We start from the raw sequence: 26,784 nt of genomic DNA, 5'->3' as shown, positions 1-26,784 counted from the left end.
GCTATTCCAGACGACGGCGGGTTTTCAACGCTGTCAAACCGATGAAAAATACAGCCGCTAAAAGAAGAAAAAGTCCACTGCGAAGTATCACGGTCCAGACAGTGCCTGCCTGAAAAATAGTTTGTATGGCCGTCACAAAATAACGTGCTGGTATCAAGTAGCTGACGGCCTGAATAATAGTGGGCATGCTACGGATTTCGTAAATGAAACCCGAAAGCATCAGGGCCGGTAGAAACGCGGCATTCAGCGCCGCTTGGGCGGAATTAAATTGATTGCGCAACAAGGTTGAGAGTAACAAGCCCATGCCGAGACAACTGGCTAAAAATAAGGTGCCGATGCCCCACAACACCAGAAACGAACCGCGAAACGGGACATGCAGGATAAAGACTGAAACGCCAACGCATAAGAATAGAGAAATAATTCCCAAAACATAATAAGGCAGTAACTTGCTGAGCAACAGTTCGGAACGCATCACCGGCGTCGCCAGCAGCGTCTCCATCGTGCCGCGCTCCCATTCGCGTGCAACCACCAGGGAGGTCAGCAAGGTGCCGATGACCGTCATGATGATGGTGATTGACCCCGGAATGATATAGTTGCGGCTCTCGGCTGAAGAATTGAACCAGAATCGGGATTCAATACCAATTTCGGCCGGCCGTGCCTCACCGCGCTCAGCAGCTCGTTGCAATAGCCAGCCATTCCAGGCGCCAGTCACATAATTTTGCACAAAATTTGCGGTATTCGGTTCCGCTCCGTCCGTAACCAGCATAAGTGGCGAGGTATCCGTAGGACGTTTGAGTTTCTCGGCAAAATCCATTGGAACCACGACGAACCCTCTCACCATTCCAACAGTCATCGCCTGGTCCATTTCCTCGCGATTACCCCCTGTGGTCACACGAAGGTAGGGTGAGCCATAAAGACTATCCGCGAAATGCCGCGCTTCCGGGCCGGTATCTTCGAGAACCAGCCCAATTCGCAAGGCAGTCGAGTCGAGATTAATGCCGTATCCAAAAATAAAAAGCAGGACCACCGGGAGCAGGAAAGCAATAATGTTACTGCTGGGATCGCGCAGAATTTGCAGCGTCTCTTTGCGGCATAAGGCGCGAAGCCGGCGGAAGGATATTTTATTTTTCATGATAGGGTCTCGCCGGGTTGCCCCTGCACCAAGGTGATGAACGCCTCTTCCATCGACGGGTCCGGATTTTGCGGCGTGGACACCTGAGCCTTAAGTTGGTCGGGCGTGCCGGTCGCGATGATCTTGCCACGGAACACCAATGCAATTCGGTCGCAGTATTCGGCCTCATCCATAAAATGCGTGGTGACCATCACGGTTACCCCTTTTTCCACCATACCGTTGATATGAGTCCAGAACTCCCGGCGCGTGACAGGGTCTACCCCGGAGGTAGGCTCATCGAGAAAAAGAATCGGGGGTTCGTGCATGACCGCGCAGGCCAGAGCGAGGCGCTGCTTGAAACCGAGCGGCAGGGTATCGGGCGCTGTATCAAGATAGTGCTGTAACTTGAACACTTCGACCATCTCATTGACGACTCTTGTCTGCCTTTCGCCTTTTAAGCCGTAAATACCGGAAAAGAATATTAGATTCTGCCTAACACTAAGGTTTACGTAGAGCGAGAACTTCTGCGCCATGTAGCCGAGCTGCTGGCGAGCTAAGCTGGCGCTTACTTTCAGATCGATGTCCATCACGCGCGCAGTACCCGATGTGGGGACAAGCAATCCGCACATCATTCTGAAGGTAGTGGACTTTCCTGCACCATTCGGACCTATCAGGCCGAAAATTTCTCCGCGTTTGACCGCGAAGTTGACACGATCTGTGGCTGCGAAATCGTCAAACATTTTCGTCAGCTCAATGGCTTCGACTACAGTATCATGATCGCCTTTGGCAGGCGGCAAACGTTGCGCGAGAACAGAATCTCCCCCCGGCCCACCGCCCAAAGCTTCAATAAAAGCATCTTCAAACCGGGGAGCTACCGGAACGAATACGGCTTGTTCCCCAGCGTTGAGTTCATCCAGGTTTGGAGGCGCGGCACCGGCACGCAGCAGCAATCTGACATTTTGACCTTGTATTACGCCATCCATGACTTCGGGGCGGCGCAGCACGCGTGCCAGCAACTGGCGTCTGCTGCCGGTGACATTACGAATTTGTAAGCTGCGGTCACGGATACGGCTGGTCATGTCCTCGGGCTTTCCATAAAATATTAACTGGCCTTCGTTCATTAACAGCACATCGTGGCATAACTCGGCCTCGTCAAGATAGGCCGTGCTCCAGACTACCGTAATACCTTGATCGATAAGCTCGTGCACCATCTTCCATAATTCACGTCGCGATATTGGATCGACACCCACACCCGGCTCATCAAGCAAGAGCAAACGCGGTTGCCCGAGCAACGCGCAGGCCAGTCCGAGTTTTTGTTTCATGCCGCCGGATAATTTCCCGGCAAGCCGGGCGCTAAATTGAGTCAAATCGGTGTAGTCGAATAGCCGCTTGAACTTTAAGGAACGGTCTTCACCTATAACGCCACGCAAATCCGCGTAGAGCTCAAGATTCTCCAGTACAGACAAGTCTTCGTAAAGGCCGAATTTTTGCGGCATATAACCGACGCATTCCCGTAACTTCAATGCGTCATGAATTGGATCAAGCCCGTCAACGCAAATTTTTCCTGATGTTGGCGCCAGTAGCCCGGCTATGAGTCGTATAAGCGTCGTCTTGCCCGCGCCGTCCGGTCCGATTAAACCCGTGATCCTGCCCGGCAACAGTGCCGCCGAAAGTCCCTCCAATGCGGGCTTATTCGAATCCTTAAAAACTTTCCGGACGGAATCGAGTGTGACCAGAGCATCACTCATGGTGATTCGTCTGAAGAGGCGTTGCCGGCGAATTTGCAGCGAGCTTAATCGTTACCGGCATGCCCTGCCGTAACATTTGATCGGGATTGTCTACGACGATACGGAACCGGTAAACCAGTGAACTACGCAGTTCCGTTGTTTCCACAGCCTTTGGTGTGAATTCTGCGCGCGGCGAAATATAACCGATGTGACCGCTATAGGGCTTGTCCAAACGCGAATCCGTATAGATATCAACTTGGGTTCCGGGATGAATGCGCCCGAGGTCGGGTTCATGCAGATAGGCGCGAACCCAAACCGGATTTTGCAAAGAGACCGTAAACACAGTGGCTCCTGCCGACAGAATGGAGCCGACCTCCTGAGCTCGAGTGAGAATAACGCCATCGGACGGGGCGATTAAAATGGCGTCTTTAACCTGAAGCTCGGCGCTGGCTAGCGCTGCTTCGGCTTGCGCCAGGTCGGCCTTGGCCTGGGCGATGTCTTCGACCCGAAATCCGGCTTCGAGCAAGGCCAGGTTTTGCCGCGCCGACATAAGTCGCGCTTCGACCTCCCGGTAGTTGGCCTCAGCATTATCTCGATCCTGGGCCGAGATACCTTTGGAATCGAGCGTTTTTTCCGACCTCTCGAACAGTCGCTTTGCATTAGCCGCCGTGGCTTCGCGCTCGCGAACCAGCGACCTGGCTTGTGCAATCTCCTGCGGTCGGTTGCCCGTCTCCTTCAACCTCAACCGCTCTTTCAGTGACTTGACCTGCGCAGCGGCGATGGCGACCTGGTTACGATAAGGCTCATCGTCAAGACGGGCAATAACCTCGCCGATCCTGACATCATTTCCTTCGTCATAAACAAGTTGAGAAAGCCTGCCGGCAACCCGGAAGCCAAGGTTGACCTCGCGTATATCGACGTTGCCGTAAAGTACCATCGCTCTTTCCGTGTCGGAATGATATTTGTGATAGAACAAGCCAATGCCCACAACCGCAAACAAAATAATTACAGCAGAGATTACTTTTTTCATAATGGGCTTCGTTTATGATTTGAGTCGGCAGAAGTCGAATCTTCGCCGAATCCGCCTGGGTAGGCTCAAGGAACTGGAATATTTTCCAAAACTTTATATTATCTGCCGCAAGTACCAACCTGATCTTGCCCGGATTTTACGAATTCTCCACCAACCGATTTTTCCAGTCTCAACTTCGGCTTATATAGTCCAATTGGGAGTGAATCCTTTTAAAATTGTAATACACGTCAGACTATTCTAACACTTGACGCTTCGCATCCTGTCGGGGTTTGAAAGCCGCTACGGATACAATCCGCCTCAGTAAGCAGATAGCATCTATCAGCCGAGAACCGCCCAATGCATCCACCACCCATTCACTTCCGCTGCAGGACGCGCTCGCCCCATAGACTTAACCTGTCCAGGTACAGATAAACCACCGGCGTAGTATAAAGCGTCAGCATCTGGCTGACCAGCAGGCCGCCGACGATGGATATGCCCAACGGCTGACGCAGTTCGGCACCGTAACCGTGCCCCAAAGCCAGCGGCAATGCGCCGAGCAGCGCCGCCAGGGTGGTCATCATGATGGGCCTGAAGCGTTGCAGACAGGCACTGAAAATAGCTTCTTCGGCACTGATGCCTTGCTCGCGTTCGGCATGCAATGCAAAATCAATCATCATGATCGCGTTCTTTTTAACAATACCGATTAATAAAATCACCCCGATCAACGCGATAATGCTAAATTCGGTCTTGCAAGCCAACAGCCCCAGTATTGCCCCTACACCGGCCGACGGCAGCGTCGAGAGTATTGTCAACGGATGCACATAGCTTTCATACAGCACACCCAGCACGACATAAATGCTGAACAGGGCAGCCAAAATCAACCAGGGCTGGCTGCTCAAAGATTCCTGGAAAGCCTTGGCCGAACCCTGAAAACTGCCGTGAACGGAAGCCGGGACACCAATATCTCTCATGGTTTTCTGGATGACTCGGGTCGCGTCCGATAAGGACATGCCGGGTTTAAGATTGAAAGAAATCGTTGCCGCAGCAAACTGCCCCTGATGGTTAACAGTCAGCGGGGTATTCGTCTGTTTAAAATCGGCGATGGCTGCCAGTGGAATCTGGCTATCTGCGGTTTGGCCGGTAACCGTGGATTTTATATAGAGTTGTTTTAAGGTCTGCGGATCATTCCAATATTGGGGCGCCAGCTCCATCACAACATGATATTGGTTCAGCGCCTCGTAAATCACGCCTACTTGCCGTTGACCGAAGGCGTCGTTCAATGTGGAATCCACAGCCGCCTGAGTGACGCCAAAGCGTGAGGCCTTGTCTCTATCCACGACCAGCGACATTTGCAGACCTTTATCCTGCTGATTGGTATTGACATCGGTCAGCTCCGGCAATGCGGACAAGGCGGTAAGCAGTTTCGGCGTCCATTCCCGCAAATCATCCAGATGTTCCGCTTGCAGCGTGAAGTCGAATAAAGCCGCTGAAAGGCGGCCGCCGATACGAAGATCCTGAACCGGTTGCAGGAACAGACTCGCACCGGGTTCTGCGGATAATTTTTTGTGTAACCGCTGGCTGATCTCGCCGATTGAGTCGCGCTGTTCGGGTGGCGTCAAAACCGCAAACATGCGTCCTGTATTGGTATTTTGGCCGCCGCCGGCAAAGCCCACAACACTGACGATGGCGGGATCTTTTTGCAAAATTTCGGCAAATTCATGCAGCTTTGTTTTCATCGATTGAAAAGAAATACTCTGATCGGCCTGGATGGTCCCGAATAACCTGCCGCTGTCTTGTACCGGGAACAAGCCTTTCGGTACGACAATGTACAAATAGACATTCAGCACAATGCCGGCGAAAAATACCGCCAACATCAGCGGCCCATGTTGTAACGCCCAGCGCAGACTTCGCTGGTAGCCGTTCTGGAAGCGCTTAAACATATTTTCCAACCAAACAGATAAACGGCCCGGCTGTTTTCGGTCTTGTTCCGACTCCAGCCAGCGGGCGCACAACATCGGTGTGACGGTCAGGGAAACCAGTAGCGATACCAGCACCGAAGTGGATAAGGTCACCGCAAACTCACGAAACAATCGGCCGACGATTCCGCCCATTAACAAAATAGGAATAAATACCGCAATTAAAGACAAGCTCATGGCCAGCACAGTAAAACCCACTTCTCGGGCTCCGACCAAAGCCGCTTTAAACGGCGGCAAACCTTTTTCAATGTGGCGACTAATATTTTCCAGCACCACAATAGCGTCATCGACCACAAAACCGGTGGCAATGGTCAACGCCATCAGTGACAGATTGTCCAAGCTGTAGCCGCAAAGATACATGACGGAACAGGAACCAATCAGGGAAACCGGCACCGCAATGATAGGAATTAAAGCCGAACGCCAATTACGTAAAAAAAGCAGTACCACGACGATCACCAGGCCGATGGAAATCATTAAGCTATGTTCAACCTCGTTGACCGAGGCCCTGATGGAGATGGATCGATCAATAACCACCGATAAATCGATAGCGGCCGGAATCATCGCTCGCAACTGCGGCAACATGGCTTTGACGGTGGCTACGGTCTCGATGATGTTGGCGCCAGGCTGCTTGTTGAGTATTAAGAGTACGGCGGGCTGGCCGTCTTTCAGCCCTTCGTTGCGCAAGTCTTCCACCGAGTCCACCGCAGCACCGAGATCGGAAATCCGTACCGCTGCGCCGTTTCGGTAAGCGACTATGATCGGCAGATAGTCCACAGCGTGTTCTGCCTGATCGTTGGCATGGATTTGCCAATTCCGGTCGCCGCTTTCCAGCGCTCCTTTCGGGCTGTTGACATTACCGGCAACAATCGACTTGCGGACATCGTCCAGCCCGATAGCATACTTGGCAAGCGCCGCCGGATTAAGCTCAATGCGGACAGCCGGCAACGAGCTGCCGCCGACAGATACCTGGCCTATGCCCGGCAGTTGCGAGATTTTTTGAGCCAGTATGGTAGACGCGGCATCGTACATCTGGCCGCGACTGAGCGTATCGGAAGTCAGCGCCAGAACCAGGATAGGCGAATCGGCCGGATTCACTTTACGGTAGTTTGGGCGGCTGGGCAGATTGGGCGGTAACAGGCTGCTGGCCGCGTTAATAGCCGCCTGGACATCCCGAGCCGCACCATTGATGTCTCGATTCAGATCGAATTGCAATGTGATCGCGGTTGAGCCCAGCGAGCTGGCTGAAGTCATTTCGGTAATGCCGGCAATACGGCCTAGGGCTCGCTCCAGTGGTGTGGCAATGGTGGCCGCCATGGTTTCCGGACTGGCCCCCGGAAAGCCGGCAGAAACGGTAATAGTCGGAAAATCCACTTGCGGCAGAGGCGCTACCGGTAATTGCAAAAAGGCGACGAAACCCGCCAGCGCAATCGCTAGGGTTAGCAGCGTGGTGGCGACCGGACGATAGATGAATAGCGAGGACAGGTTCACGGCTGGGTTTTACGGCTATCGGCCAGGTCGGTTTGCTGCACGTCGCCGCGTATCCGCCGGGCCAACCTATCCATCGCCAGATAAATGACCGGCGTGGTATACAAGGTCAGCAATTGGCTGAACAACAGGCCGCCGACCATGGTGATGCCCAGCGGATGGCGGAGTTCAGAACCGATGCCGCTGCCCAGCATAAGAGGCAGCGCGCCGAGTAAGGCCGACAGAGTGGTCATCAGAATCGGACGAAAACGCAGCAGACAGGCTTGATGAATAGCTTCCATTGGCGTCATGCCTTGCTTGCGTTCGGCTTCCAGCGCAAAGTCTATCATCATGATCGCATTCTTTTTGACGATACCGATCAATAAAATAATGCCGATGATCCCAATAATACCCAGATCGTTTCCGGTGCCAAGCAAAGCCAGCAATGCCCCCACACCCGCTGATGGCAGCGTGGAGAGTATGGTGATCGGATGGATGTAACTTTCATATAAAACCCCAAGCACAATATAAACCGTGACCACTGCCGCCAATATCAACCATAGCGTATTGCCTAAAGAGGCATTAAAAGCCAGGGCCGCTCCCTGATAATCGGTTTGTACGCTCAGCGGCAAGCCGATGTCTTTTTTGATTTGCTCAATCGCATCAATGGCGTCGCCCAACGCGGCGCCCGGCATTAAATTAAAGGAAATAGTGGAGGATGGAAACTGGTCGAGATGATTGATGGCCAACGCGGTTCGCCTCTCTGAAAATTGCGCCAGTTCCGATAGCAATACCTGTGTACCGTTAGTTGAAGGAATACGCAACTGGCTCAGTTGTTCAGGGCCGATCTGGGCAGCCGGATTAACTTCCAGCACCACCCGGTATTGATTGGATTGGGTGAAAATAGTCGATACCAAGCGTTGTCCGTAAGCATTATACAAAGCATTATCGATGGCGGCGGTGGTGACACCCAGCCGACTGGCGGTGGCGCGGTCAATATTGATATAGGCTTGCAAACCTTGATTTTGTAAATCGCTGGCGACATCCACAATATGCGGAATACTGCGCATTCGCTCCACCAGTCGCTGAGTCCACAAATCCAGCTCGGCGAAATCCACAGTTTCCAGCGTAAATTGGTACTGGGTTCGGCTGATGCGGTTTTCCAGCGTCAGATCCTGTACCGGTTGCAGATAAATGCCAATACCCTGCACTGCCGCCAGTTTCGGTCTTAAGCGTTGAATAATGGCTTCGGCACTTTCTTCGCGCTGATCATGAGGTTTTAAATTGATTAAAAACCGGCCGCTGTTTAAGGTTGGGTTACTGCCGTCCACACCGATAAACGACGATAAACTCTCGACAGCCTTGTCCTCTAGAATTTGAGTCGCCAATGCGGATTGACGTTCTGCCATCGCGGCAAAGGAAATACTGGGCGGGGCTTCGGAAATGCCTTGAATCAGTCCGGTGTCTTGCACCGGAAAAAAACCTTTCGGTATCAGGAGGTACAACATGACAGTCATCGCCAATGTAGCGAACGCCGTTATTAAAACCAGTTGTTGGTGGCGAAATACCCATTCCAGGCTGCGGCCGTAAGCGGCAATGACCCGCGTAAATAAATCGTCTCCGGCTTTAGGGTCATGCTTTTGCGGGCGCAGCATTTTTGCGCACATCATCGGCGTCAGTGTTAGCGATACCACCGCCGAAATCAGGATGGACACGGCCAGCGTAATCGCAAATTCGCGGAACAGGCGGCCTACCACGTCGGCCATGAACAGCAGCGGAATCAATACGGCTACCAGCGAAAAGGTCAACGAGATAATGGTAAAGCCGATCTGCTCGGAACCTTTCAGCGCTGCTTTCAGCGGCGGATCGCCGCGCTCGATATAGCGTGAGATGTTCTCGATCACCACGATGGCGTCGTCGACGACGAAACCGCTGGCGATAGTCAAGGCCATCAGTGTCAGGTTGTTAATACTAAATCCAGCCAGGTACATCACGGCGAAAGTGCCTATCAGGGACAGCGGCACGGCAACGCCGGGAATCAACGTGGCCGGTAAATTTCGTAAAAACAAAAACATCACCATGATCACCAGAACCACCGCCAGCATCAGCTCGAGCAGTACGTCGTGTACTGAAGCCCGTATCGTCACGGTACGGTCGGTCAGCGGTTCGACATCGACCTGCGCTGAAAGCGTCGATTGTAATTGCGGCAGATGGCTTTTGATGCGGTCAACCACTTCGATGACATTCGCACCCGGCTGGCGCTGGATATTGATAATAACCGCCGCAGTATTGTTGGCCCAGGCCGCCAGTTTTACATTTTCAGCGGAGTCCACGGCATTGGCGACGTCCGACAAGCGCACCGGCGCATTGTTGCGATAGGCGATTACTAGATCCCGATATTCCGCTGCGGTGCGGAGTTGATCGTTATTATCGATGATGACCGAGCGCAACGGGCCGTCGAACATGCCTTTCGGCTGGTTGACATTGGCGGCGGCGATGGCGGTACGCAAATCATCCAGGCTCATGCCGTAGGCGGCCAAAGCCTTGTCGTTAGCCTGAATACGTACGGCAGGCCGCTGGCCGCCGCTGATGCTGACCATGCCGACCCCCGGTATCTGCGCAATTTTCTGCGCCAGCCGGGTATCAACCATGTCTTCAACCTTGGATAACGGCAGAATGGGCGAGCTGACCGCCAAAGTCAGGATGGGCGGGTCGGCCGGATTGACTTTGTTGTAGATAGGCGGGATAGGCAGATCGGTAGGTAAAAAGTTGCTGGCAGAATTAATGGCCGCTTGTACGCTTTGCTCAGCGACATCCAGATCCAAGCTCAGATTGAATTGCAGGGTAATCATCGAGGCGCCGCCGGAACTGCTGGACGACATCTGTTTTAGCCCCGGCATTTGCCCGAACTGGCGTTCCAAAGGTGCGGTCACCACAGAAGTCATCACTTCCGGGCTGGCCCCAGGATAGAGCGTGGTCACCTGGATAGTGGGATAATCGACTTGGGGCAATGCCGAAATAGGCAACAACCGGTAAGCGAATACGCCTATTAGCAGCAGCGCCACCATCAGCAATGAGGTGGCGACAGGCCGGAGTATGAACGTACGTGAGGGATTAAACCCAGGGAGCGGGTTTTCGCTGTCGGTCATGAATCGGGATATTTTTTACTTTCAGGTTTGATATCAATTGACGGAGTAAGCGGAATATTATCCTGTCTCACAATCTTAACCCGGCTGCCTTCGCGTAATTTGTCGGCGCCGTCTACCACCAACTTTTCGCCGGCGCTCAGGCCTTCAAGCACGGCCACTGTTTCGCCATCCACGGCGCCCGTTTTTACCGGGCGTACCGTGACGGTTTCGTCGTCTTTGACCACTTGTACGAATGCACCATGAGCGCCGCGCTGAATCGCTGCATTCGCTGCCAAGATGACCGAGTGCAAGGTATCCAGGTGCATTTTGATATTGACGAATTGATTGGCAAACAGCACTCCGTCTTCATTATCGAACTGAGCCTTGAGTTTAAGCGTGCCGGTGGTCGGGTCAATCTGGTTGTCGATTGCCGACACTTTACCGCTCGCGAGTTTATTGTTGCCGGCCCGGTCAAAGGCCTCGACGCTGATGCTCCTTTCATTATGCCTACGTTTAATGACCGGCTGTACCGCGTCTTCGGGCAGGATAAAGACTACTGTAATCGGCTGGGTTTGGGTAATGACCAGCAGGCCATTAACGTCGCTGGCGTGGACGATGTTGCCCTGATCAACCAGTCTCAGGCCGATGCGGCCTGTAACCGGTGCGGTGATATGCGCATAAGTAAGTTGCAGTCTGGCGTTATCGACCAGCCCCTGATCCATTTCGACAGTACCTTCATATTGCTCCACTAAAGCTTTCTGGGTCGCGGTCTGCTGAGCCGCGATAGAGTCCTGCTCCAGTAAAGTTTTGTAGCGGCCCAAATCGATAATCGCATTTTTCAGTAAAGCCTGATCGCGCCGCAATTGGCCTTCCGCCTGTTTCAATTGCACTTGGAATGGTCGCGGATCGATTTCTGCCAGCAAATCGCCTTCATGAACCAATTGCCCTTCCTTAAACGCCACCCGTATCAGCTCGCCATCTACCCGCGAATGTACGGTCACTGTTTTTAACGCGGTTACCGTGCCGAGACCGCTCAAATAAATCGGCATATCACCCTGACGGCTCGTGGCAACCGCTACGCTGATGACAGGATTTTCCAGCTGTTTGGACGTAGATTCAGCGTTGACCTGACCCTTTTCAGAAGGGTATTTATAATAGACGAAGGCAAGGATAATAAAAAATACTATCACCCCTAGAAATCTGAGCAGCCAGCGCCTGGGATTTGAACGCATTGAAAGCGCTAGAGATCTTCCTATATTTATGGGCATACTGTGTTTAGCAAGTTTTGTTAGGTCTGATTACAGCAACACGATGGCAGCGCTGTCAATTCGACGAAGCCCATCATAAGAGACGGTGATTAAGGTTACGCAAGTTTCAGGAACCGCTGCGCTTAACGGTGTCCGCCCCCGCCCCTTGAACCTCCGGCAGAAGAGCCGCCATATCTGGAGGAATTTCCACCGCCATGAAATTCCCGAAAAGTCCCGTCACCGTGGAATCTGCCGGAATCACTTTCACCGAACTGTCGACGCCCGCTGAAGACTCTATCATGATCTGAAATAGAAGGAGAAGAAAACCTCGGGCTATTCGGTATATAAGCCCGTTGATTGAATATTTGGCGATTGTAAATCCTCTCGCCTGAATCCGGAACAGGCCTTAAAAGATCGTTATGCAGCGTCACTCGGCCATTCTGAACAGCGGGCGCATTGCCTTGAACTCCTGCATGCCCGGCAGATGACAACGGCTGTCTCAATGCGTCCGTTCTAGAAACAGCCGACCCATTGATAGATTGGCTACGATTTTGGTTAAATGTGACAATTGCCCTGGCACCGGCTTGAGCACGAGGTGTAGAAAACCAGTGGGGCGTTGCGATCCTGTCAGGCGTCAAATGCCCAGGTAAAGCCCGATTAGCCGAACCGACGCCCGGAGCTTGAAAGGACGCGCCACTACCGGCATGATGGGAGACAAAATAAGAATGCCTATTGAAAAACACATGCCGGTGGAAATTATTTAAAATAAAAAATCCCGGAAAATAAAAACCTGTGGACCAGAAAGGATAAGAAACCCAGTCGTAAAGGTAAGAGTATGGATACGGCGGCGAAAAGTATGTCACAACCGGCGGCCCTTGCTGATAATAATAGTTATTAATGACCTCGGGGTCTTGAGTTGCCATGTACTGGGACTCAAGCACTGGTGTCGCACTGCCATCTGTCCCAACGGCGTGTTCATTCAGTGTTGATTGGTTGATCTTTATGACATTCTTTCGATATGCATTCGGTATGGAATCATATTCATCGGTGATATGGGTTATGCCTTTAGAGTCGGTATAACGGTAAATCGTCATATTGCCGGTTTTTTTGTTCAAGTCGGCCGGAGGATTTGAACCTGGATTAACGTCCAATCCAAGCCTGTTTTTTATATCGCCTATCAGCTTAAGCGCTTGGTCCTTGGTAAAGGGAATCTTAACCTGGTCGCTTGCGACGGCAATACTCTTCTCGATATCGCCTAGAACGGCCGGGGTGACCGGGTATTCCGAAACCCACCCATTCCTGGGTTCAATGCCCAGGCTGCTTAATAGCTCTTCCGCTTTCGCTTCATTCGAAACAGGGCCAAGCTTTAACGCTTCAGCCAGTTGCATGACCAGAACGCCCTCTGGGACGAGTGTTTGTTCTATCGACGATGGGGTGGTGCCGGTTTCGGTGGTTGAGTAAGCTGGAGGCGGCGCACCAGTCTCTTCATCTTGTCCATAAGATGCTGTCGAGAGTAGGCACAAAGCAGCGAGAAGAGTACTGAGAACGCGGATGAAGTGCCGTTTGAAGCCATGTATGAACATGATTAACACCTCCTTTGTTGAAATAAAATCGTTGCCTCTGCAATCGGATCTCTGATCAATGAATTCCGGATGAGAATCTATAATAATTGGGCCTACGATTCTTAAGAGTCAGTTTTCTGAAGAGAGTATTCCTTATAAATAACTTAAATAACTGATGTTACGCGGACTGTATTTCTCCCGTTTGCCGCGCCGAGCACCGGAGCTTTCGACGGGAATAGCCCGCAGGGGCGCTGCATGGATGCAGCGCATTGTCAGAGGGCCAAGGATGGCCCTTCTGGCAACCCCCATTGAAAGCGAGGAGCACAGGACGAATCTGCAGGATAGCCGATTTGCATGCATCGCACCCGAAGGGCGAGGCACAAGGATGTGCCGAGTGATTCAAGCGGCAACCGGGTCGCCTTTTCTTTGGTTACTTTCTTTTCGACTGCATGGATGCAGGAGGTAGAGCAACGCAGGAGCAGTTGCCGAGGCGAAGCAAAAGAAAGTAACTCGCCTTCGGGTGCGACAACCCGATTCAATCAAGTGTCGCGCTAGCGACTCCTTAATCTTAAAACGGTCGAAATTCGACTAACTGCGTAACACCAAATAATAAAATATAAGGTAAAAAATACAATATGTACAAACCCTTAGAGAGGGTCGGTATGCATGAAAGAGTCAGCGATAATTTAAAATTTCAGTCATTAAAAAATTTGGATGATCCGTTTTATTAGGTGTTTAATGTCCAAAATGATGTAATGCTCTATGCTGTTTTTTCTATATCAAATAGCTGGGCCTGGAAGAATGCGGCGTTAAAATCAACCATGCAGATGCTTGCCGCGTAGCTAATAGTCGTTGCCGGTATTCCGTGTAGCGGGTTACTCAGCATTGCACATCAATCGCACTTCATAGGTCCTCACTATAAAATCATGCCGTTATCGCAAACCACCCTTAACACCTTAATCACTCGTCTGCGTAAAGTACTGCCGCAAGATTCACTATTAAATGATGCGGAAACCATGCGCCCTTATGAGTGTGACGGCCTTTCGGCTTACCGCCAACTGCCTGCAATGGTTTGCCTGCCAACGACCGTGGAGCAGGTGCAAGCTGTGCTAAGCATTTGCCATGAACTACAAGTGCCGATTGTGCCTCGCGGCGCGGGAACCGGACTTTCCGGAGGCGCGCTGCCTGATGATGCCGGCATTCTTCTGGTATTAACCAAGCTTAATCGTATCCTGGAAATAGATCCGCCAAATTTCTGCGCACGGGTTGAACCGGGAGTGCGTAACCTGGCTTTATCGGAAGCAACCCGACCCTTCGGGCTTTACTACGCTCCTGATCCCTCATCGCAAGTCGCCTGTTCTATCGGCGGTAATGTCGCTGAAAATTCCGGCGGAGTGCATTGCCTCAAGTACGGACTGACCGTACATAATGTGCTTGGCCTGAAGATCGTCACAATAGAAGGGGAACTTCTGACAATCGGCGGTAAAACTTTGGATGCACCGGGTTATGATTTGCTGGCTTTGCTATGCGGCTCCGAAGGCTTGCTGGGTGTGGTGGTAGAAATCACGGTGCGTTTACTGCCATGCCCGGAATGCGCACAGGTGGTGCTGGCCGCCTTTGATGATGTAGCCAAAGCGGGTGCGGCAGTCGGCAATGTCATTGCCGCAGGCATTATTCCGGCAGGTCTGGAAATGATGGACAAACTCGCCATCCGGGCTGCTGAAGATTTTGTTCATGCCAATTACCCAGAGCAAGCTTCCGCCATTTTGCTGTGCGAGGTCGATGGAACCGCCGTTGAAGTGTCCGAACAAATCATGCGGGTACGGCAAATTATGCTGGAATCCGGCGCCTTTGAAGTGCGCACAGCAAAAGATGAAGCCGAACGCGCCCTGTTCTGGAAAAGCCGCAAGGCGACATTTCCGGCTGTAGGCCGTTTATCGCCGGACTATTATTGTATGGACGGCACCATTCCTCGCCATCGCTTAGCCGAAGTGCTGACGCGTATTGAAGAGCTGTCCGAACAATTCGGCTTGCCGGTCGCCAATGTATTCCATGCCGGTGACGGTAATTTGCATCCTCTCATTCTCTACGATGCCAACCGCGAAGGCGATTTAAATAAAGCGGAAGCTTTAGGCGGCTGCATTCTTCAGCTTTGCGTGTCGGTAGGCGGAACCATTACGGGTGAGCACGGCGTCGGCATAGAAAAACTGGATGGCATGTGCATGCAGTTCAAGCCTTTGGAATTAAGCCAGTTTCTTGGCGTTAAAGCCGCTTTCGATCCGCAAGGATTGCTCAACCCCGGAAAAGCCGTACCTACCTTACACCGCTGCGCAGAACTGGGCGCAATGCATGTTCATCAAGGCAAGTTACCTTTCCCCGAATTAGAGCGTTTTTGACATGAACGACGATTTATCCCAATTACTGCAAGCCGATGTAAAAGAGGCTGTTGCAAAAAAACATTCATTGGCGATTGTAGGCGGACGCAGCAAAAGCTTTCTGCAATCGGCAAAGTCGGATGCGGAACTTAATCTCTCCGGCCACAGAGGCGTATTGAATTACGAACCCGGCGAACTGTTTATCACCGCCCGCTCCGGTACTCCGCTAGCCGAAATTGAAGCGTTACTCGCCGACCACAAGCAAATGCTAGCCAGCGAACCGCCGCATTTTAGCCATGGCACAAACCAGGCCACCTTGGGCGGAGCCATTGCTTGCGGATTTTCCGGTTCACGGCGGCCTTTTGCCGGCAGCCTGCGCGATCATGTATTGGGCGTGAAAATACTCAATGGCGAAGGCGAGCTATTGCAATTCGGCGGACAAGTCATGAAAAATGTGGCCGGATTCGATGTTTCGCGGCTTATGGTCGGTGCGCGCGGCACATTGGGCGCTTTATTGGAGGTTAGCCTTAAAGTCATGCCCAAGGCGGAATTCGAACAAACTTTGCAGTTTGAATGTGCTCTGGCCAATGCGCCCAAACGCATGTCCGATTTCGTTCGTCGGTCCCTGCCGTTGACTGCATTGGCTTGGTTTGACGGTTATATTTTTGTTAGATTGGAGGGAACGGAAACGGCTATCAACTCGGCCTATGCGCAAATCGGCGGCGAGATTACTATAAACAGTGCAAATTTATGGCTGACGCTACGCGAACAAACGCATCCCTTCTTTCGCCGTGATCAAGCTCTGTGGCGGCTGTCAGTACCGCCTGCCTCAGACTTATCGATACCGGAAAATGAAGTCTTTATCGACTGGCAAGGCGGCCTGCGTTGGTGGCATACCGATCAACCCGCTGAACACGTTCAAGCCATCGCCAATACGCAAGGCGGTTACGCTTATTTATTCCGCAGTGCAACCCCGGTTATCGGCGCCCTGCCTCCGGAGGGTTTGTTAAAAATTCATCAACGTTTAAAAAAGTCTTTTGACCCGCACGGAATTTTTAACCCCGGTTTAATCGGAGGAAGTCTCTGATGCAAACATGGCTGCCTGCTGACTTCATGCAGACCCCGGAAGGCAAAGAGGCCGATGCTATTTTGCGTAGTTGCGTACATTGCGGCTTTTGTAATGCCGCCTGCCCGACTTACACCTTGCTGGGTAACGAACTGGACGGCCCGCGCGGGCGAATTTACCAGATAAAAGGCATGCTTGAGGGGCAAGCGGTGACCCGTCAAACGCAATCGCATCTTGACCGCTGTTTAACTTGCAGGGCCTGCGAGACCGCCTGTCCATCAGGCGTGCAGTACGCAAAGCTGGTCGACATCGGCCGTTCCGAGCTAGAAAAGCGGGTTCCGCGTAGTATTCCGCAACGCTTGATACGCTCGGCTTTGTGCTGGCTTATCCCTTCGACCGGGCGTTTTAGGCTTATGCTGAAGCTGGCTCGTATCGTGCGCCCGCTAATGCCATCCACTTTAAAGCGTTATATACCAGCTTCTAAACCCACGGGCATTTGGCCTCAAGCGCGCCATTCAAGACGTATGCTGATTCTGGCCGGGTGCGTGCAGCCGGTGCTGGAGCCCGGCATTGACAGTACTTTGGCGCGTTTGCTGGATCGGCATGGAATTTCGGCAATTCCTGTTCATTCCGGTTGTTGCGGTGCGGTAAGCCATCATTTAACTGCGACGGAACAAACCCGTACCCATATCAAAATCACTATAGACACCCTATGGCCCTATATAGAGAATGGCATTGAGGCGATTATCATGACAGCCAGCGGTTGCGGTGCAATGTTGCAGGAATATAGCCATCTATTGCATGAGGATCCTGAACATTCGATGAAAGCCGCGAAACTGACAGCGCTTTGCCGTGATCCCGTGCAAATAGTTGAGAACTTGCCGATAGACAGCGAAGATAACGGACTACGGGTAGCTTTTCAGGCTCCGTGCAGTTTAGTGAATGCGCTGAAACTTGAAGGCCGCGTAGAAGCGGTATTAAAACGTGCCGGTTATCAGCTGTTACCGGTGAACGAATCGGCCCTATGTTGCGGCTCCGCAGGCACCTATTCCATATTGCAACCCAAATTAGCAACCGAATTACGCGAACGCAAGCTCAGAAACTTACAAGTACCTCAGCCGGAAATTATTGCCACCGCCAATATCGGCTGCTTAACGCATCTGAATATAACGAGCAAAGTACCGGTCGTGCATTGGCTGAGTTTACTGGAGATAAATTAATGAGTTCTGCCACAAAACTAAAACGAACGTAGATAACGCCTAAAACGCCTGGTCAGTTTTTTAATCAGTCAAGCCGACTGAGTGCGACTATCCCAATCTTAAGTAACCGATAATCGCCTTTTCGAGATCATTATTATGGCGGCAATCGAACTTAAACATAGCGGCAGCAGTACAACCGATTAAACCGCCCTACCGGCAATCTCTTGCCACTTTATAACGTCAACTTTATGACGCCGATCAGATTAAGATCAAAAAAAGCCAATCAATCTACTGATTATTATTGATATTTTTATAAATGGCATATCCTTCGCTTGAGTTATTGCAACGTAATAGTTCCAATCTATAAGGAAGCGGCCATGAACAATAAATCAGCAAACTTAGCGATTATCAGCAATAACACTTTTGAAGCAACAAAAGCGGTTAATCTTCATCATTACGATATCAGCAGCGCTTTGCAAACGACTTTGGAATTTAATGAATTGATAGCGATTTTCAGCAGTAAAATCGCCAATAAGATCCCTCACAGCGCCTTTGTTTATAAAAATACAGAATTCGGCCTGGAAGTAAAAAGCGGGATTTTTACCCGTCACTCCTGCAATTACGCACTTAAAGTTGAGCAGCAGCAGCTGGGCGAATTAAAGCTGATGCGCAACCATAAATTCAGCGAAGCGGATCTCCAGTTATTGGAAACACTGCTCTGCTGTTTAATTTATCCGTTGAAAAATGCAACTTTATTTCATCAAGCTTTAAAAATGGCTCATACGGACCCGTTGACCCAAACGCATAACAGAACTGCATTTAACGATTCCATTAAACGGGAAATGAGTCTTGCCACCCGCAATTCCAAGAGTTTATCGCTGATTTTCTTTGACATCGACCATTTCAAAAACATCAACGATGTATACGGCCACGATTGCGGCGACATCACGTTGACTTTTAGTGCCAAATGGATCAAAGAAAACTTAAGAGAGAGCGATATTGTTTTCCGTTATGGCGGAGAGGAATTTGTAATTTTATTAAGCGACACCGACGCCAACGGCGCTGAATTGCTGGCGGAACGAATCCGTGCTTCAATTGAGAGTCATACGATAGCCTACGGCATGGAGACCATCAAGATCACTGCAAGTTTGGGTGTCAGTACCTTACGTGGCAATGATACTATCGAGTCTTTCATTCAGCGCGCGGATAAAGCCATGTACCTAGCTAAAAACAAAGGCAGAAACCAAGTTATCGCGACTAGATAAACAACGGCGGGGCCGGATTACACCAAGCTCTTGTGCCCCCAGGGCAATCCGACCCGAGCCGTTAACGTTTACTTGACTTATGCGCTTTAAATTCGGGCTTGGCGGTAATAGCCGGTTTTTCGTTTGCCATACCGGCAAATTCAAACAGCAATTCCAGCTCTTTATCGGTTAACTCATAAAACGTACGGGCTTTCAACCGTTCCGGTAATACCACGGGCCCATAGCGCACCCTCATTAAGCGGCTGACGATAACCTCCTGCGACTCCCACAAACGCCTTACCAGCCGGTTGCGGCCTTCGGCAACGATGACGTTGTACCATTTATTGGCGCCTTCGCCGCCGAAGAATTTAATATCATCAAACTTGGCTTTGCCGTCTTCAAGCTCCACGCCCTGCTTGAGTTTTTCCAGGGTAGCCTCTGAAACCTCACCCAAAATACGCACGGCATATTCACGCTCCACTTGCGTTGACGGATGCATTAAGCGATTAGCCAGCTCGCCATTATTAGTCACCAACAATAATCCGGAAGTGTTAATGTCCAGACGGCCGACAGCTATCCAGCGGCTGACAGCCAATTTCGGCAATTGGGTAAACACCACCGGGCGACCCTCAGGATCGCGGCGCGTAACCACTTCACCGACCGGCTTGTGATAAAGCAGCACCCGAGTGGGTTGCTCGACAAATTTTTCCCAGTGAACTACCCGATCATTAATCAGCAAATAGTCCCCATCTTTCAAGCGGTCGCCCAAACCAACAGTCTTACCGTTAATTTTTAGCCGCCCTTCATCGATCCAGCGTTCAATCTCCCGCCTGGAGCCTACGCCTCCGCGGGCCAGCACTTTTTGGATACGCTCTCCGTCGACTGACTGATCAGCGTCAGATCCCCCCTTTTTCAAAGAGGGAGCTTGCTTCGGAGAATTATTCGGTTGTTGTGCTAAGCCTTGCGATGGTTTTAGCGGCCTGCCCGATAGTTTCGGTGACCTGCTCGGCTGTTTCGCTGAACTGCTCGACGGCTGTTTGGGTGATCGGTTCGGTTGCTTCTTGTTCTTCACTCTTTACCTGCATGGGTTGTTGCGTAGTATCTAACGACAAATCAAGCTCTTGAATCTCTTGCAATGTCGGCAGCTCATTTAATGACGTAATATTGAAATAATCCAGAAATTGTTTGGTCGTACCGTATAAAGCCGGTCTGCCCGGCACCTCTTTGTGCGCCACCACTCGAATCCACTCACGTTCAAGCAGTGTATGAATAATACCGGAACTGACACCGACGCCGCGAATATCCTCGATATCTCCGCGCGTTGCCGGTTGACGATAGGCGATAATGGCCAGAGTCTCCAATAATGCACGGGAATATTTGGGCGGTTTTTCTTCAAACAACCGTGATACCCAACGCGACAGCTCCTGCCTGACCTGAAAACGGTAACCGCTGGCCACCTGTTTTAATTCAACCGGCCTGAACCTATAATCCTCTTGGATAGCCTCACAAGCCGCCTGTATTTCCTCTATTTCCGGCTGTTCAATTTCAGGAAAAACCTGTTGCACTTGTTTACAGGTCATAGGCCGATTTGCAGCAAATAAAATTGCTTCAACTACACGTTTAATTTCCACATTAATTTCACGTTGTTCAGTTACGGAAGGCCTTTCCTGAGCCCTACGACTGCACTCAGGACAGGCGTTGTCGACAGGCGATGGCGAAGACTTGGGCTTAGATACACGCTTAGGTGCCGGCGCCGGCAGTTCTGACGCGCAACTCGGCAAAGGGCTCTGACTGGATAATGTCGATGAGTCGCTCTTTGCTGAGTTCGAGGATTGCCAGAAACGAGACAACGACTCCGTGTCGACCTTCTTTTCGGATAAATAACTGCGAGAAAAGGAGACTATCCGCTCCTTTAAGGTTTTCCAGAATGGCTGACATGCGTTCACGGACAGATAAGGGCTCCTTGGTAATTTGATGATGGCTGAGCTGCTCAACTCTTTTAAGTACATCCTGAAATGCCAATAGCATTTCTTTTAGTTGGATATCCGGTAAATTTTTTTCGAAATTTTTTAGCGTTGAGGCATCCACATCGACTTGAAATATATCACGCTCAATTCTCGGCAACTGATCAATTTCTTCAGCCGCATTTTTAATCAGCTCGTATTCCTGTAATCTGCGAATCAACGTTGCTCGCGGGTCTTCTTCATCTTCTTCAACATCAAGCTGCCTCGGCAACAGCATTCTTGACTTGATTTCCGCTAACAACGCGGCCATCACCAGATATTCCGCGGCCAACTCCAGGTTTAACTCACCCATTATCTGGATGTAGGCGATGTATTGATGGGTAATCTGCGCTATCGGTATGCTAACAATATCCAAATTCTGCCTGCGTATCAAATACAGCAACAAATCCAGCGGCCCTTCAAAGGTATCCAGCAGCACTTCCAGCGCATCAGGCGGAATATAAAGATCGTCCGGCAGCTTGTTAAACGGTGCGCCGTTAACGATTGCGAACGACGGCATGCTTGTAGCCACCGATTGCTCTAAGGCCTCAACCGTATTTTGGTTCAAGTTTTCGTTCATTCTCGAGCTTCGCGAATACAGGAAGCAAGCTGGAGTTTGAAAATCCGCGTAAAAATCAACCTACAACCCGGCAATTGAAAAAAACACTTTCTGAGCAACAAACATCGGATAGGCTAAAATCGCACCCAACGTATTTGTGTATAACAGCACCAATAAAATGATAAATCCGAAGCGTTCCAGACGGTTATATTGCCATGCCCAATAACTTGGCAAAATGCCCGTCAAAATGCGGCTACCGTCGAGCGGCGGAATCGGCAATAAATTAATCAACGCCAACACCAGGTTGATGGAAATACCGGCAATCCCGGTATAAATCAGCGGCAATGAGATAGCTTCGGTTTGCGCGCCTATCGTCACTCCTAACCGGGCTATTAACGCCCAACCGACGGCCATCAAAAAATTCGAGACAGGACCCGCCAAAGCGACTATCGCCATATCGTGCAGTGGATTTTTAAAATTTCGCGCATCGACAGGAACCGGCTTTGCCCAACCGAAAATAAAACCCGTGCCGGTTATTAGCAATATTCCCGGAAGAATAATGGTTCCAATCAAATCAATATGCTTAATCGGATTTAAGGTTAACCTACCCAATGCCGAGGCGGTGTTATCGCCATATTTTTTTGCCACCCAGCCATGCGCCACCTCATGCACGGTAATCGCAAAAATCACCGGCAATATCCAGACGACTATACGTTGCAACAGTGTCAATTCATCCATCATGCCTGCATTCCTCTGTTAAGCCAGCATCGGTGCAAGGCCTTTGCCCTGCCTGATAATTTCAGCACCGCTAGCGGAAAACTCGATAATAGTCGTTTGCTCAAACTCGATAATACCGGCATCAATCACCAGATCCAGCTCATGTTCAAGTTTATTCCTGATCTCATAGGGATCGGTCAATGCCTCATCTTCTCCCGGCAACATCAAGGTAGAGCTGAACAACGGTTCGCCCAGTTCCTGAACCAGCAATTGCGCGACCGGATGACCGGGAACCCGTATACCTACTGTTTTTTTCTTCGGATGCTGCAAGCGGCGCGGCACTTCTCGCGTAGCGTCCAAAACGAAGGTAAAAGGTCCCGGCGTTAACGCCTTAATCAGCCGGTAAGCGTCGTTACTGATTTTGGTAAACATGGATACTTGGGCCAGATCTTTACAGACCAAAGTAAAGTTGTGTTTATCGTCCAGCTGTCTGATACGGCGGATTTTATCAAGCGCCTGCTTATCGCCTAAATGACAGGCAATCGCATAAGAAGAGTCAGTCGGATAAACAATAACGCCGCCCTTACGAAGCACTTCCACCGCACGATGTATCAAACGCAACTGCGGACTTTCCGGATGTATTTCAAAAAATTGAGCCATTTATGAATGCCACGTAAGTTAGGATATAGAATAATTATACCGTACATCCCTATAAGCTTGCAGTTCAAAACCACGTAGGCATCAATCATCATCAAATGACCACGACTTCCCAATAGCCTTATGTAATCAGTTTAAGTGTCAGGAATTGATAGTCATCACTCGTTCAAAAATTGTAAAATAGGGCTTTTTAACATTGCCTGTGCCAACAAAAATGAATAAAAAAGACGCTGTTAATGTGCTTAGAGAAGATGAATTGGAATTGGAGCTAAAGCGTTTTGTTCAACAAGGAAACAGACTGAAATGGACCTGGATCATCGGAATTCCGGTAATTATTGTCTGCATCATATATGGAGATGCCGCCCAGTGGTTGTTAGTCGTTTTTATAGCCATTTATATCTTCATTACTACGAGAAACTATCTCAAATCAATTTCTTCCAAAAACGCTTAAAATAGTTAATTGGGATATTTTTTACCGGACATCAGATTAATGGTGATGGTGTCCTTCGGCTGCCAGCACTTTCCTGACAAACGGATCGTTTTCCATGTCACCGAAATCGGCCGCGTCAATATGCCTGTAATTGGAAATTTCTTCAACAGCTACCGGTTTTCGGTGAGCCGCTGATAATGCTGTAATTTGAACAAGATGAAGCGCCATACTGCCTGTTTTGTCTTTTCTGATGATACTCGCAGGCAAACCTTCATTCGGCAACCATAAAACCTCTAAGGTCTGGCCGCCTATTTTGCCCTTAAGCAGCTCTGCATTACGGCCTAAGACGCGCGTCTTTTTAACCGCTTTAAGCTGATCCAGCTCTTGCTGCCTGAGCATACTGGACAGCTTGACCCAATCGAAACTCATGTTATTAACCGGCATATCCGTAGACATGTATTCGACGGCGGTTTTATCGGCATGGTAAAGCTTGCGATATTGAATACTGCCGGTGACTGTCCGCTCCCAGATTTCGCCATAATCGCCGTCCGCATCCTGCGTCTGGATCATGCCGGGGGTCCGCCAGAAAAACCAGAACTTGTTTGAAGAGGCTTTGGCTTTAGCACGAGGCGTTACTGTCATTTCATAACGGCAAGCAACTTCCATCGACTGTTGAGCACTATGACTTAAGCTATCGGCAAAACCGAATGTGGACAATAAGAAGAAACCAAGACCGATAACAATTTTCAATAAATCAAATATTTTCATAGTGTGTCTGGATTTTGGATAAACTAAAAAAAGGGATACGAATATCCCTTTTCATTAATACCGGCAATCGCCCTGTTCTACAATCTACTTACTTGCCGCGATGCGAAGGCTTATCTTCATGCGCACCATCCGGCCTGTCAAAGCCCAACGCTTCAGCCATCACATGATAAATGACGTTTTGCTCCACGATACCATGAAACAAATGCGCTTTTGGGCCGCCTGCAAAAATGGCAACATCTTCAGCAGCATGAGTTTCAGCGCCTAGTGGAATAATCGCTTCCTGCAAATAATCAGGATGCTCGACTTTAGCCTCGTCAAGCAAAGGACGGCCGCTGGCAGGGCTAAAAGATGTCGGATTGTGACCTTCGCTACCCGACGCCCAAGCCGCAGTTGCCGGTGTGGTGAATGACTTCGATCCTTCTGCCTGAGCATTTGAGGCGCCGGTGTAGCCTGTACCGTTAGCATAGTTCAGCGTCGTGTACGGCAAGCCCAGCAGATCAAGATCGGGAGTGGTTGCGCCTACGCCTTGAGTCAAACCCAAAATAGGATTACCGCGTTGTGGATAACCGCCGATGGTAAATACATGGCTATGATCGGCTGTTACGATAATCAAGGTTTCTTTAGGATTCGTGTTATTCACCGCAGCTTGTACCGCAGCGGCAAATTGCTGGGTATCGGTCAGTGCGCGGTACGCATTACCCGAATGATGGGCGTGATCGATACGCCCACCTTCAACCATCAGAAAATATCCGTTACGATTTTTTTTCAGAATGTCGATGGCCTTAACGGTCATTTCCGTCAAAGACGGTTCTCCTGCCTGGTCATGAGCGAGACGGTCGGCCTCATAATGGACATGGGAAGGTTCAAACAGGCCCAGCAAATGATCGGTAGTGTTCGGGTCTATCGCATCGAACTGCGCTTGATTCCATACATATTGGGCATTGTGTTTTTTTAACCAGTCGGCAGTCAGGTCGCGTCCGTCTTTACGTTTACCGGCTACGCCATATTCCGGATCGGTCGCCGTATTAGGGATAAAACGCGTCCGTCCGCCACCCAATGCGACATCAATGCCGCCATTGATATTAAAATCAACCAATTGCGCAGCGATGTCCGGAACGGTAGCGCCGACAGGTCTATCCGAATCGCCTTCCCAGTCGCGATTGGCCGTATGGGCGTAAGTCGCGGCCGGCGTTGCATGGGTAATACGGGCAGTTGAAACGACGCCCGCAGACAATCCGTGTTGTTTGGCCTGCTCCAGAATAGTGGTGAGTTTGTTGACCTCGATCACGTTGGCATTAGGCTCGCTATGCGCGACAAATTGATTAACCGATACCGAATCGCCTATCGTTTTAACCCCGGTAACCATCGCCGTCATGGTCGGCGCGGAATCCGGCGTTTGTTGATCGACGCTGTAAGTCTTGGATAGCGCCAGATAAGGCAGTTTTTCGAAACTCAAGGAATTTTCTTCGCCATGCCCTCCCTTTTGTTGGCCGTCGTAAATCCGTGATGCGGTGATTGTAGAAATACCCATGCCATCGCCGATAAATAAAATGACATTTTTTGCCTGTCTCTCGTTTGGGCGCAGATGTTTAGCGTCGATAACGGTCTGACGCCCGGCGTTAAACCAGTCTGCCGGAGTCGGTTCGGCTGCCTGTACGACACTGAGGGTAATAATGGAACTTACAGCCGTTACGCTGAGCTTTTTTAAAAATCGCATGTCTGATACTCCTCTGATCTGTGTTTGAATAAGTGAAAACGCCTGTTCTGGACTCCTGCATCGAAAGCGACAACTCATCGACACCGGATACGCTACTTAAAATTTGTGACAAGATAATGAATACTCAGGAATTACAAAAGAGACAAACGCGTCAAAATCAGTTAGTTTGTCTCGACCGCGTAAAAACGCTAACAACACGAGGCATAACAATGAAACGATATAATTGCTTGTGGATTTTTATTCTAATGCTGGCTTCCGGCGCTACCTGGGCTTACGGCAGTAGCAGCAGCTCAAAAGCCTGTACCAAACCCAAATTTACCGATTTTACGCCTGCTGAAAATATTGAAGTTGCACCGGCTTCGACATTTTCTTTCACAGCGTCTGCAAATACTTACCCGAATAACATTAAGGTTACCGTAAAAGGACTACCGACTGATATAAAAGTTACCCCGGAAAATGAAGGCGGTTTTCAAGTAAGCGGAACGATTCCGGCGTCATTAAAAGGCGTTTATGCCAGAATCGCCATCACTGCCGACGGGCAAAACAATTGCAAAGGCGATGGCGGCTGGTTGGTGAAAATAGCGGAATAATTAGTTCGTCGATCTCATGGGCAGATATTTCGCTCCGGGCAATATCGCTGCCATAAAGTTAAGCGGAAAATAGTTATAGTTGGATGTCGTCGTGGGCGCGAATTTATTCGCGCTACAGGCATTTATACGCACAGCGGTATCGGTTAAATATACAAGCCGAATTCGACTTTGTTAATCAGTAATCCGATGACCGCATGATGCATTATTTCCAACCTTGAGAAGACTTTTAATTTTC

20 protein-coding genes are annotated in these 26,784 nt (G+C 50.3%); 6 read left to right on the top strand and 14 right to left on the bottom strand.

Going from position 1 to position 26,784, the window contains the following annotated elements; all coding sequences use genetic code 11:
* Position 1: 1 nt before the first annotated feature.
* From V7051_RS11645 to V7051_RS11615, 7 genes are all read right to left on the bottom strand, one after another.
* A complete protein-coding gene (locus V7051_RS11645) occupies positions 2-1,132 on the bottom strand; it encodes an ABC transporter permease (RefSeq protein ID WP_333875134.1) in 1,131 nt (376 codons plus the stop codon).
* A complete protein-coding gene (locus tag V7051_RS11640) occupies positions 1,129-2,859 on the bottom strand; it encodes an ATP-binding cassette domain-containing protein (protein ID WP_333875133.1) in 1,731 nt (576 codons plus the stop codon). The genes V7051_RS11645 and V7051_RS11640 overlap by 4 nt, the downstream gene beginning before the upstream one ends.
* A complete protein-coding gene (hlyD, locus tag V7051_RS11635; RefSeq protein WP_333875132.1) occupies positions 2,852-3,868 on the bottom strand; it encodes a secretion protein HlyD in 1,017 nt (338 codons plus the stop codon). The genes V7051_RS11640 and hlyD overlap by 8 nt, the downstream gene beginning before the upstream one ends.
* Positions 3,869-4,221: 353 nt before the next feature.
* Entirely contained in the window at positions 4,222-7,311 is a 3,090-nt protein-coding gene (locus V7051_RS11630) for a multidrug efflux RND transporter permease subunit (RefSeq protein WP_333875131.1), read from the bottom strand.
* Positions 7,308-10,436, bottom strand: coding sequence for an MdtB/MuxB family multidrug efflux RND transporter permease subunit (locus tag V7051_RS11625; RefSeq protein WP_333875130.1), 3,129 nt, complete (start codon positions 10,434-10,436; stop codon positions 7,308-7,310). The genes V7051_RS11630 and V7051_RS11625 overlap by 4 nt, the downstream gene beginning before the upstream one ends.
* Positions 10,433-11,647, bottom strand: a complete 1,215-nt coding sequence (locus tag V7051_RS11620; protein ID WP_333875129.1) for an MdtA/MuxA family multidrug efflux RND transporter periplasmic adaptor subunit — start codon at positions 11,645-11,647, stop codon at positions 10,433-10,435. Before V7051_RS11620 ends, V7051_RS11625 begins: the two co-directional genes overlap by 4 nt.
* A 158-nt stretch (positions 11,648-11,805) precedes the next feature.
* Positions 11,806-13,245 (bottom strand): hypothetical protein, encoded by a 1,440-nt coding sequence (locus tag V7051_RS11615; RefSeq protein WP_333875128.1) that lies wholly within the window; start codon positions 13,243-13,245, stop codon positions 11,806-11,808.
* A 905-nt stretch (positions 13,246-14,150) separates the two neighbouring features.
* On the opposite strand from V7051_RS11615, the gene V7051_RS11610 reads away from it, so the two are divergent.
* The 4 genes from V7051_RS11610 to V7051_RS11595 all read left to right on the top strand — a co-directional run bounded on the left by V7051_RS11610 (position 14,151) and on the right by V7051_RS11595 (position 19,129).
* Entirely contained in the window at positions 14,151-15,620 is a 1,470-nt protein-coding gene (locus tag V7051_RS11610; RefSeq protein WP_333875127.1) for an FAD-linked oxidase C-terminal domain-containing protein, read from the top strand.
* 1 nt (position 15,621) lies between these two features.
* The gene (gene glcE, locus V7051_RS11605; protein ID WP_333875126.1) at positions 15,622-16,686 is read left to right on the top strand and encodes a glycolate oxidase subunit GlcE; all 1,065 of its coding nucleotides are present in this window, start codon (positions 15,622-15,624) and stop codon (positions 16,684-16,686) included.
* Positions 16,686-17,885 (top strand): glycolate oxidase subunit GlcF, encoded by a 1,200-nt coding sequence (gene glcF, locus V7051_RS11600; RefSeq protein WP_333875125.1) that lies wholly within the window; start codon positions 16,686-16,688, stop codon positions 17,883-17,885. The genes glcE and glcF overlap by 1 nt, the downstream gene beginning before the upstream one ends.
* Before the next feature lie 356 nt (positions 17,886-18,241).
* On the top strand, positions 18,242-19,129 hold the full coding sequence (locus V7051_RS11595) for a GGDEF domain-containing protein (protein ID WP_333875124.1): 888 nt from the start codon (positions 18,242-18,244) through the stop codon (positions 19,127-19,129).
* 61 nt (positions 19,130-19,190) lie between these two features.
* Here V7051_RS11595 and rluB read toward each other — a convergent pair whose 3' ends face one another.
* The 5 genes from rluB to V7051_RS11570 form a co-directional block, all read right to left on the bottom strand.
* The gene (rluB, locus tag V7051_RS11590) at positions 19,191-20,024 is read right to left on the bottom strand and encodes a 23S rRNA pseudouridine(2605) synthase RluB (RefSeq protein WP_333875123.1); all 834 of its coding nucleotides are present in this window, start codon (positions 20,022-20,024) and stop codon (positions 19,191-19,193) included.
* A 22-nt stretch (positions 20,025-20,046) separates the two neighbouring features.
* Positions 20,047-20,688: an SMC-Scp complex subunit ScpB gene (gene scpB, locus V7051_RS11585; RefSeq protein WP_442919652.1), complete on the bottom strand. Its 642-nt coding sequence runs from the start codon at positions 20,686-20,688 to the stop codon at positions 20,047-20,049.
* 160 nt (positions 20,689-20,848) lie between these two features.
* Positions 20,849-21,631, bottom strand: a complete 783-nt coding sequence (locus V7051_RS11580) for a segregation and condensation protein A (RefSeq protein ID WP_333875169.1) — start codon at positions 21,629-21,631, stop codon at positions 20,849-20,851.
* A gap of 120 nt (positions 21,632-21,751) precedes the next feature.
* Complete coding sequence (locus V7051_RS11575) at positions 21,752-22,411, bottom strand: site-2 protease family protein (protein WP_333875121.1); 660 nt, start codon at positions 22,409-22,411, stop codon at positions 21,752-21,754.
* Between the two features lie 15 nt (positions 22,412-22,426).
* On the bottom strand, positions 22,427-23,047 hold the full coding sequence (locus tag V7051_RS11570; protein WP_333875120.1) for an L-threonylcarbamoyladenylate synthase: 621 nt from the start codon (positions 23,045-23,047) through the stop codon (positions 22,427-22,429).
* A gap of 211 nt (positions 23,048-23,258) precedes the next feature.
* Here V7051_RS11570 and V7051_RS11565 point away from each other — a divergent pair, with 211 nt between their 5' ends.
* Complete coding sequence (locus V7051_RS11565) at positions 23,259-23,495, top strand: hypothetical protein (RefSeq protein ID WP_333875119.1); 237 nt, start codon at positions 23,259-23,261, stop codon at positions 23,493-23,495.
* A gap of 36 nt (positions 23,496-23,531) precedes the next feature.
* Here the strand turns inward: V7051_RS11565 and V7051_RS11560 are convergent, their stop codons facing one another.
* On the bottom strand, positions 23,532-24,242 hold the full coding sequence (locus tag V7051_RS11560; RefSeq protein ID WP_333875118.1) for a hypothetical protein: 711 nt from the start codon (positions 24,240-24,242) through the stop codon (positions 23,532-23,534).
* An 88-nt stretch (positions 24,243-24,330) separates the two neighbouring features.
* Complete coding sequence (locus V7051_RS11555; protein ID WP_333875117.1) at positions 24,331-25,959, bottom strand: alkaline phosphatase; 1,629 nt, start codon at positions 25,957-25,959, stop codon at positions 24,331-24,333.
* A gap of 209 nt (positions 25,960-26,168) precedes the next feature.
* Here V7051_RS11555 and V7051_RS11550 point away from each other — a divergent pair, with 209 nt between their 5' ends.
* Positions 26,169-26,549, top strand: a complete 381-nt coding sequence (locus tag V7051_RS11550) for a hypothetical protein (protein ID WP_333875116.1) — start codon at positions 26,169-26,171, stop codon at positions 26,547-26,549.
* Positions 26,550-26,784: the final 235 nt, after the last annotated feature.

The organism is Methylobacter sp. (genome assembly GCF_036845245.1).
GTDB lineage: Bacteria > Pseudomonadota > Gammaproteobacteria > Methylococcales > Methylomonadaceae > Methylobacter_A.
The sequence above is the reverse complement of the archived record's forward strand: the minus strand, read 5'-3'. Positions and strand labels throughout refer to the sequence as shown.

Coding starts and splice junctions, on each gene's coding strand:
- V7051_RS11645 (WP_333875134.1), bottom strand. CDS start 1,132: ATGAAAAATAAAATATCCTTCCGCCGGCTTCGCGCCTTATGCCGCAAA.
- V7051_RS11640 (WP_333875133.1), bottom strand. CDS start 2,859: ATGAGTGATGCTCTGGTCACACTCGATTCCGTCCGGAAAGTTTTTAAG.
- hlyD (WP_333875132.1), bottom strand. CDS start 3,868: ATGAAAAAAGTAATCTCTGCTGTAATTATTTTGTTTGCGGTTGTGGGC.
- V7051_RS11625 (WP_333875130.1), bottom strand. CDS start 10,436: ATGACCGACAGCGAAAACCCGCTCCCTGGGTTTAATCCCTCACGTACG.
- V7051_RS11620 (WP_333875129.1), bottom strand. CDS start 11,647: ATGCGTTCAAATCCCAGGCGCTGGCTGCTCAGATTTCTAGGGGTGATA.
- V7051_RS11615 (WP_333875128.1), bottom strand. CDS start 13,245: ATGTTCATACATGGCTTCAAACGGCACTTCATCCGCGTTCTCAGTACT.
- V7051_RS11610 (WP_333875127.1), top strand. CDS start 14,151: ATGCCGTTATCGCAAACCACCCTTAACACCTTAATCACTCGTCTGCGT.
- glcE (WP_333875126.1), top strand. CDS start 15,622: ATGAACGACGATTTATCCCAATTACTGCAAGCCGATGTAAAAGAGGCT.
- glcF (WP_333875125.1), top strand. CDS start 16,686: ATGCAAACATGGCTGCCTGCTGACTTCATGCAGACCCCGGAAGGCAAA.
- V7051_RS11595 (WP_333875124.1), top strand. CDS start 18,242: ATGAACAATAAATCAGCAAACTTAGCGATTATCAGCAATAACACTTTT.
- scpB (WP_442919652.1), bottom strand. CDS start 20,688: ATGACCTGTAAACAAGTGCAACAGGTTTTTCCTGAAATTGAACAGCCG.
- V7051_RS11580 (WP_333875169.1), bottom strand. CDS start 21,631: ATGCCGTCGTTCGCAATCGTTAACGGCGCACCGTTTAACAAGCTGCCG.
- V7051_RS11575 (WP_333875121.1), bottom strand. CDS start 22,411: ATGATGGATGAATTGACACTGTTGCAACGTATAGTCGTCTGGATATTG.
- V7051_RS11570 (WP_333875120.1), bottom strand. CDS start 23,047: ATGGCTCAATTTTTTGAAATACATCCGGAAAGTCCGCAGTTGCGTTTG.
- V7051_RS11565 (WP_333875119.1), top strand. CDS start 23,259: ATGAATAAAAAAGACGCTGTTAATGTGCTTAGAGAAGATGAATTGGAA.
- V7051_RS11560 (WP_333875118.1), bottom strand. CDS start 24,242: ATGAAAATATTTGATTTATTGAAAATTGTTATCGGTCTTGGTTTCTTC.
- V7051_RS11555 (WP_333875117.1), bottom strand. CDS start 25,959: ATGCGATTTTTAAAAAAGCTCAGCGTAACGGCTGTAAGTTCCATTATT.
- V7051_RS11550 (WP_333875116.1), top strand. CDS start 26,169: ATGAAACGATATAATTGCTTGTGGATTTTTATTCTAATGCTGGCTTCC.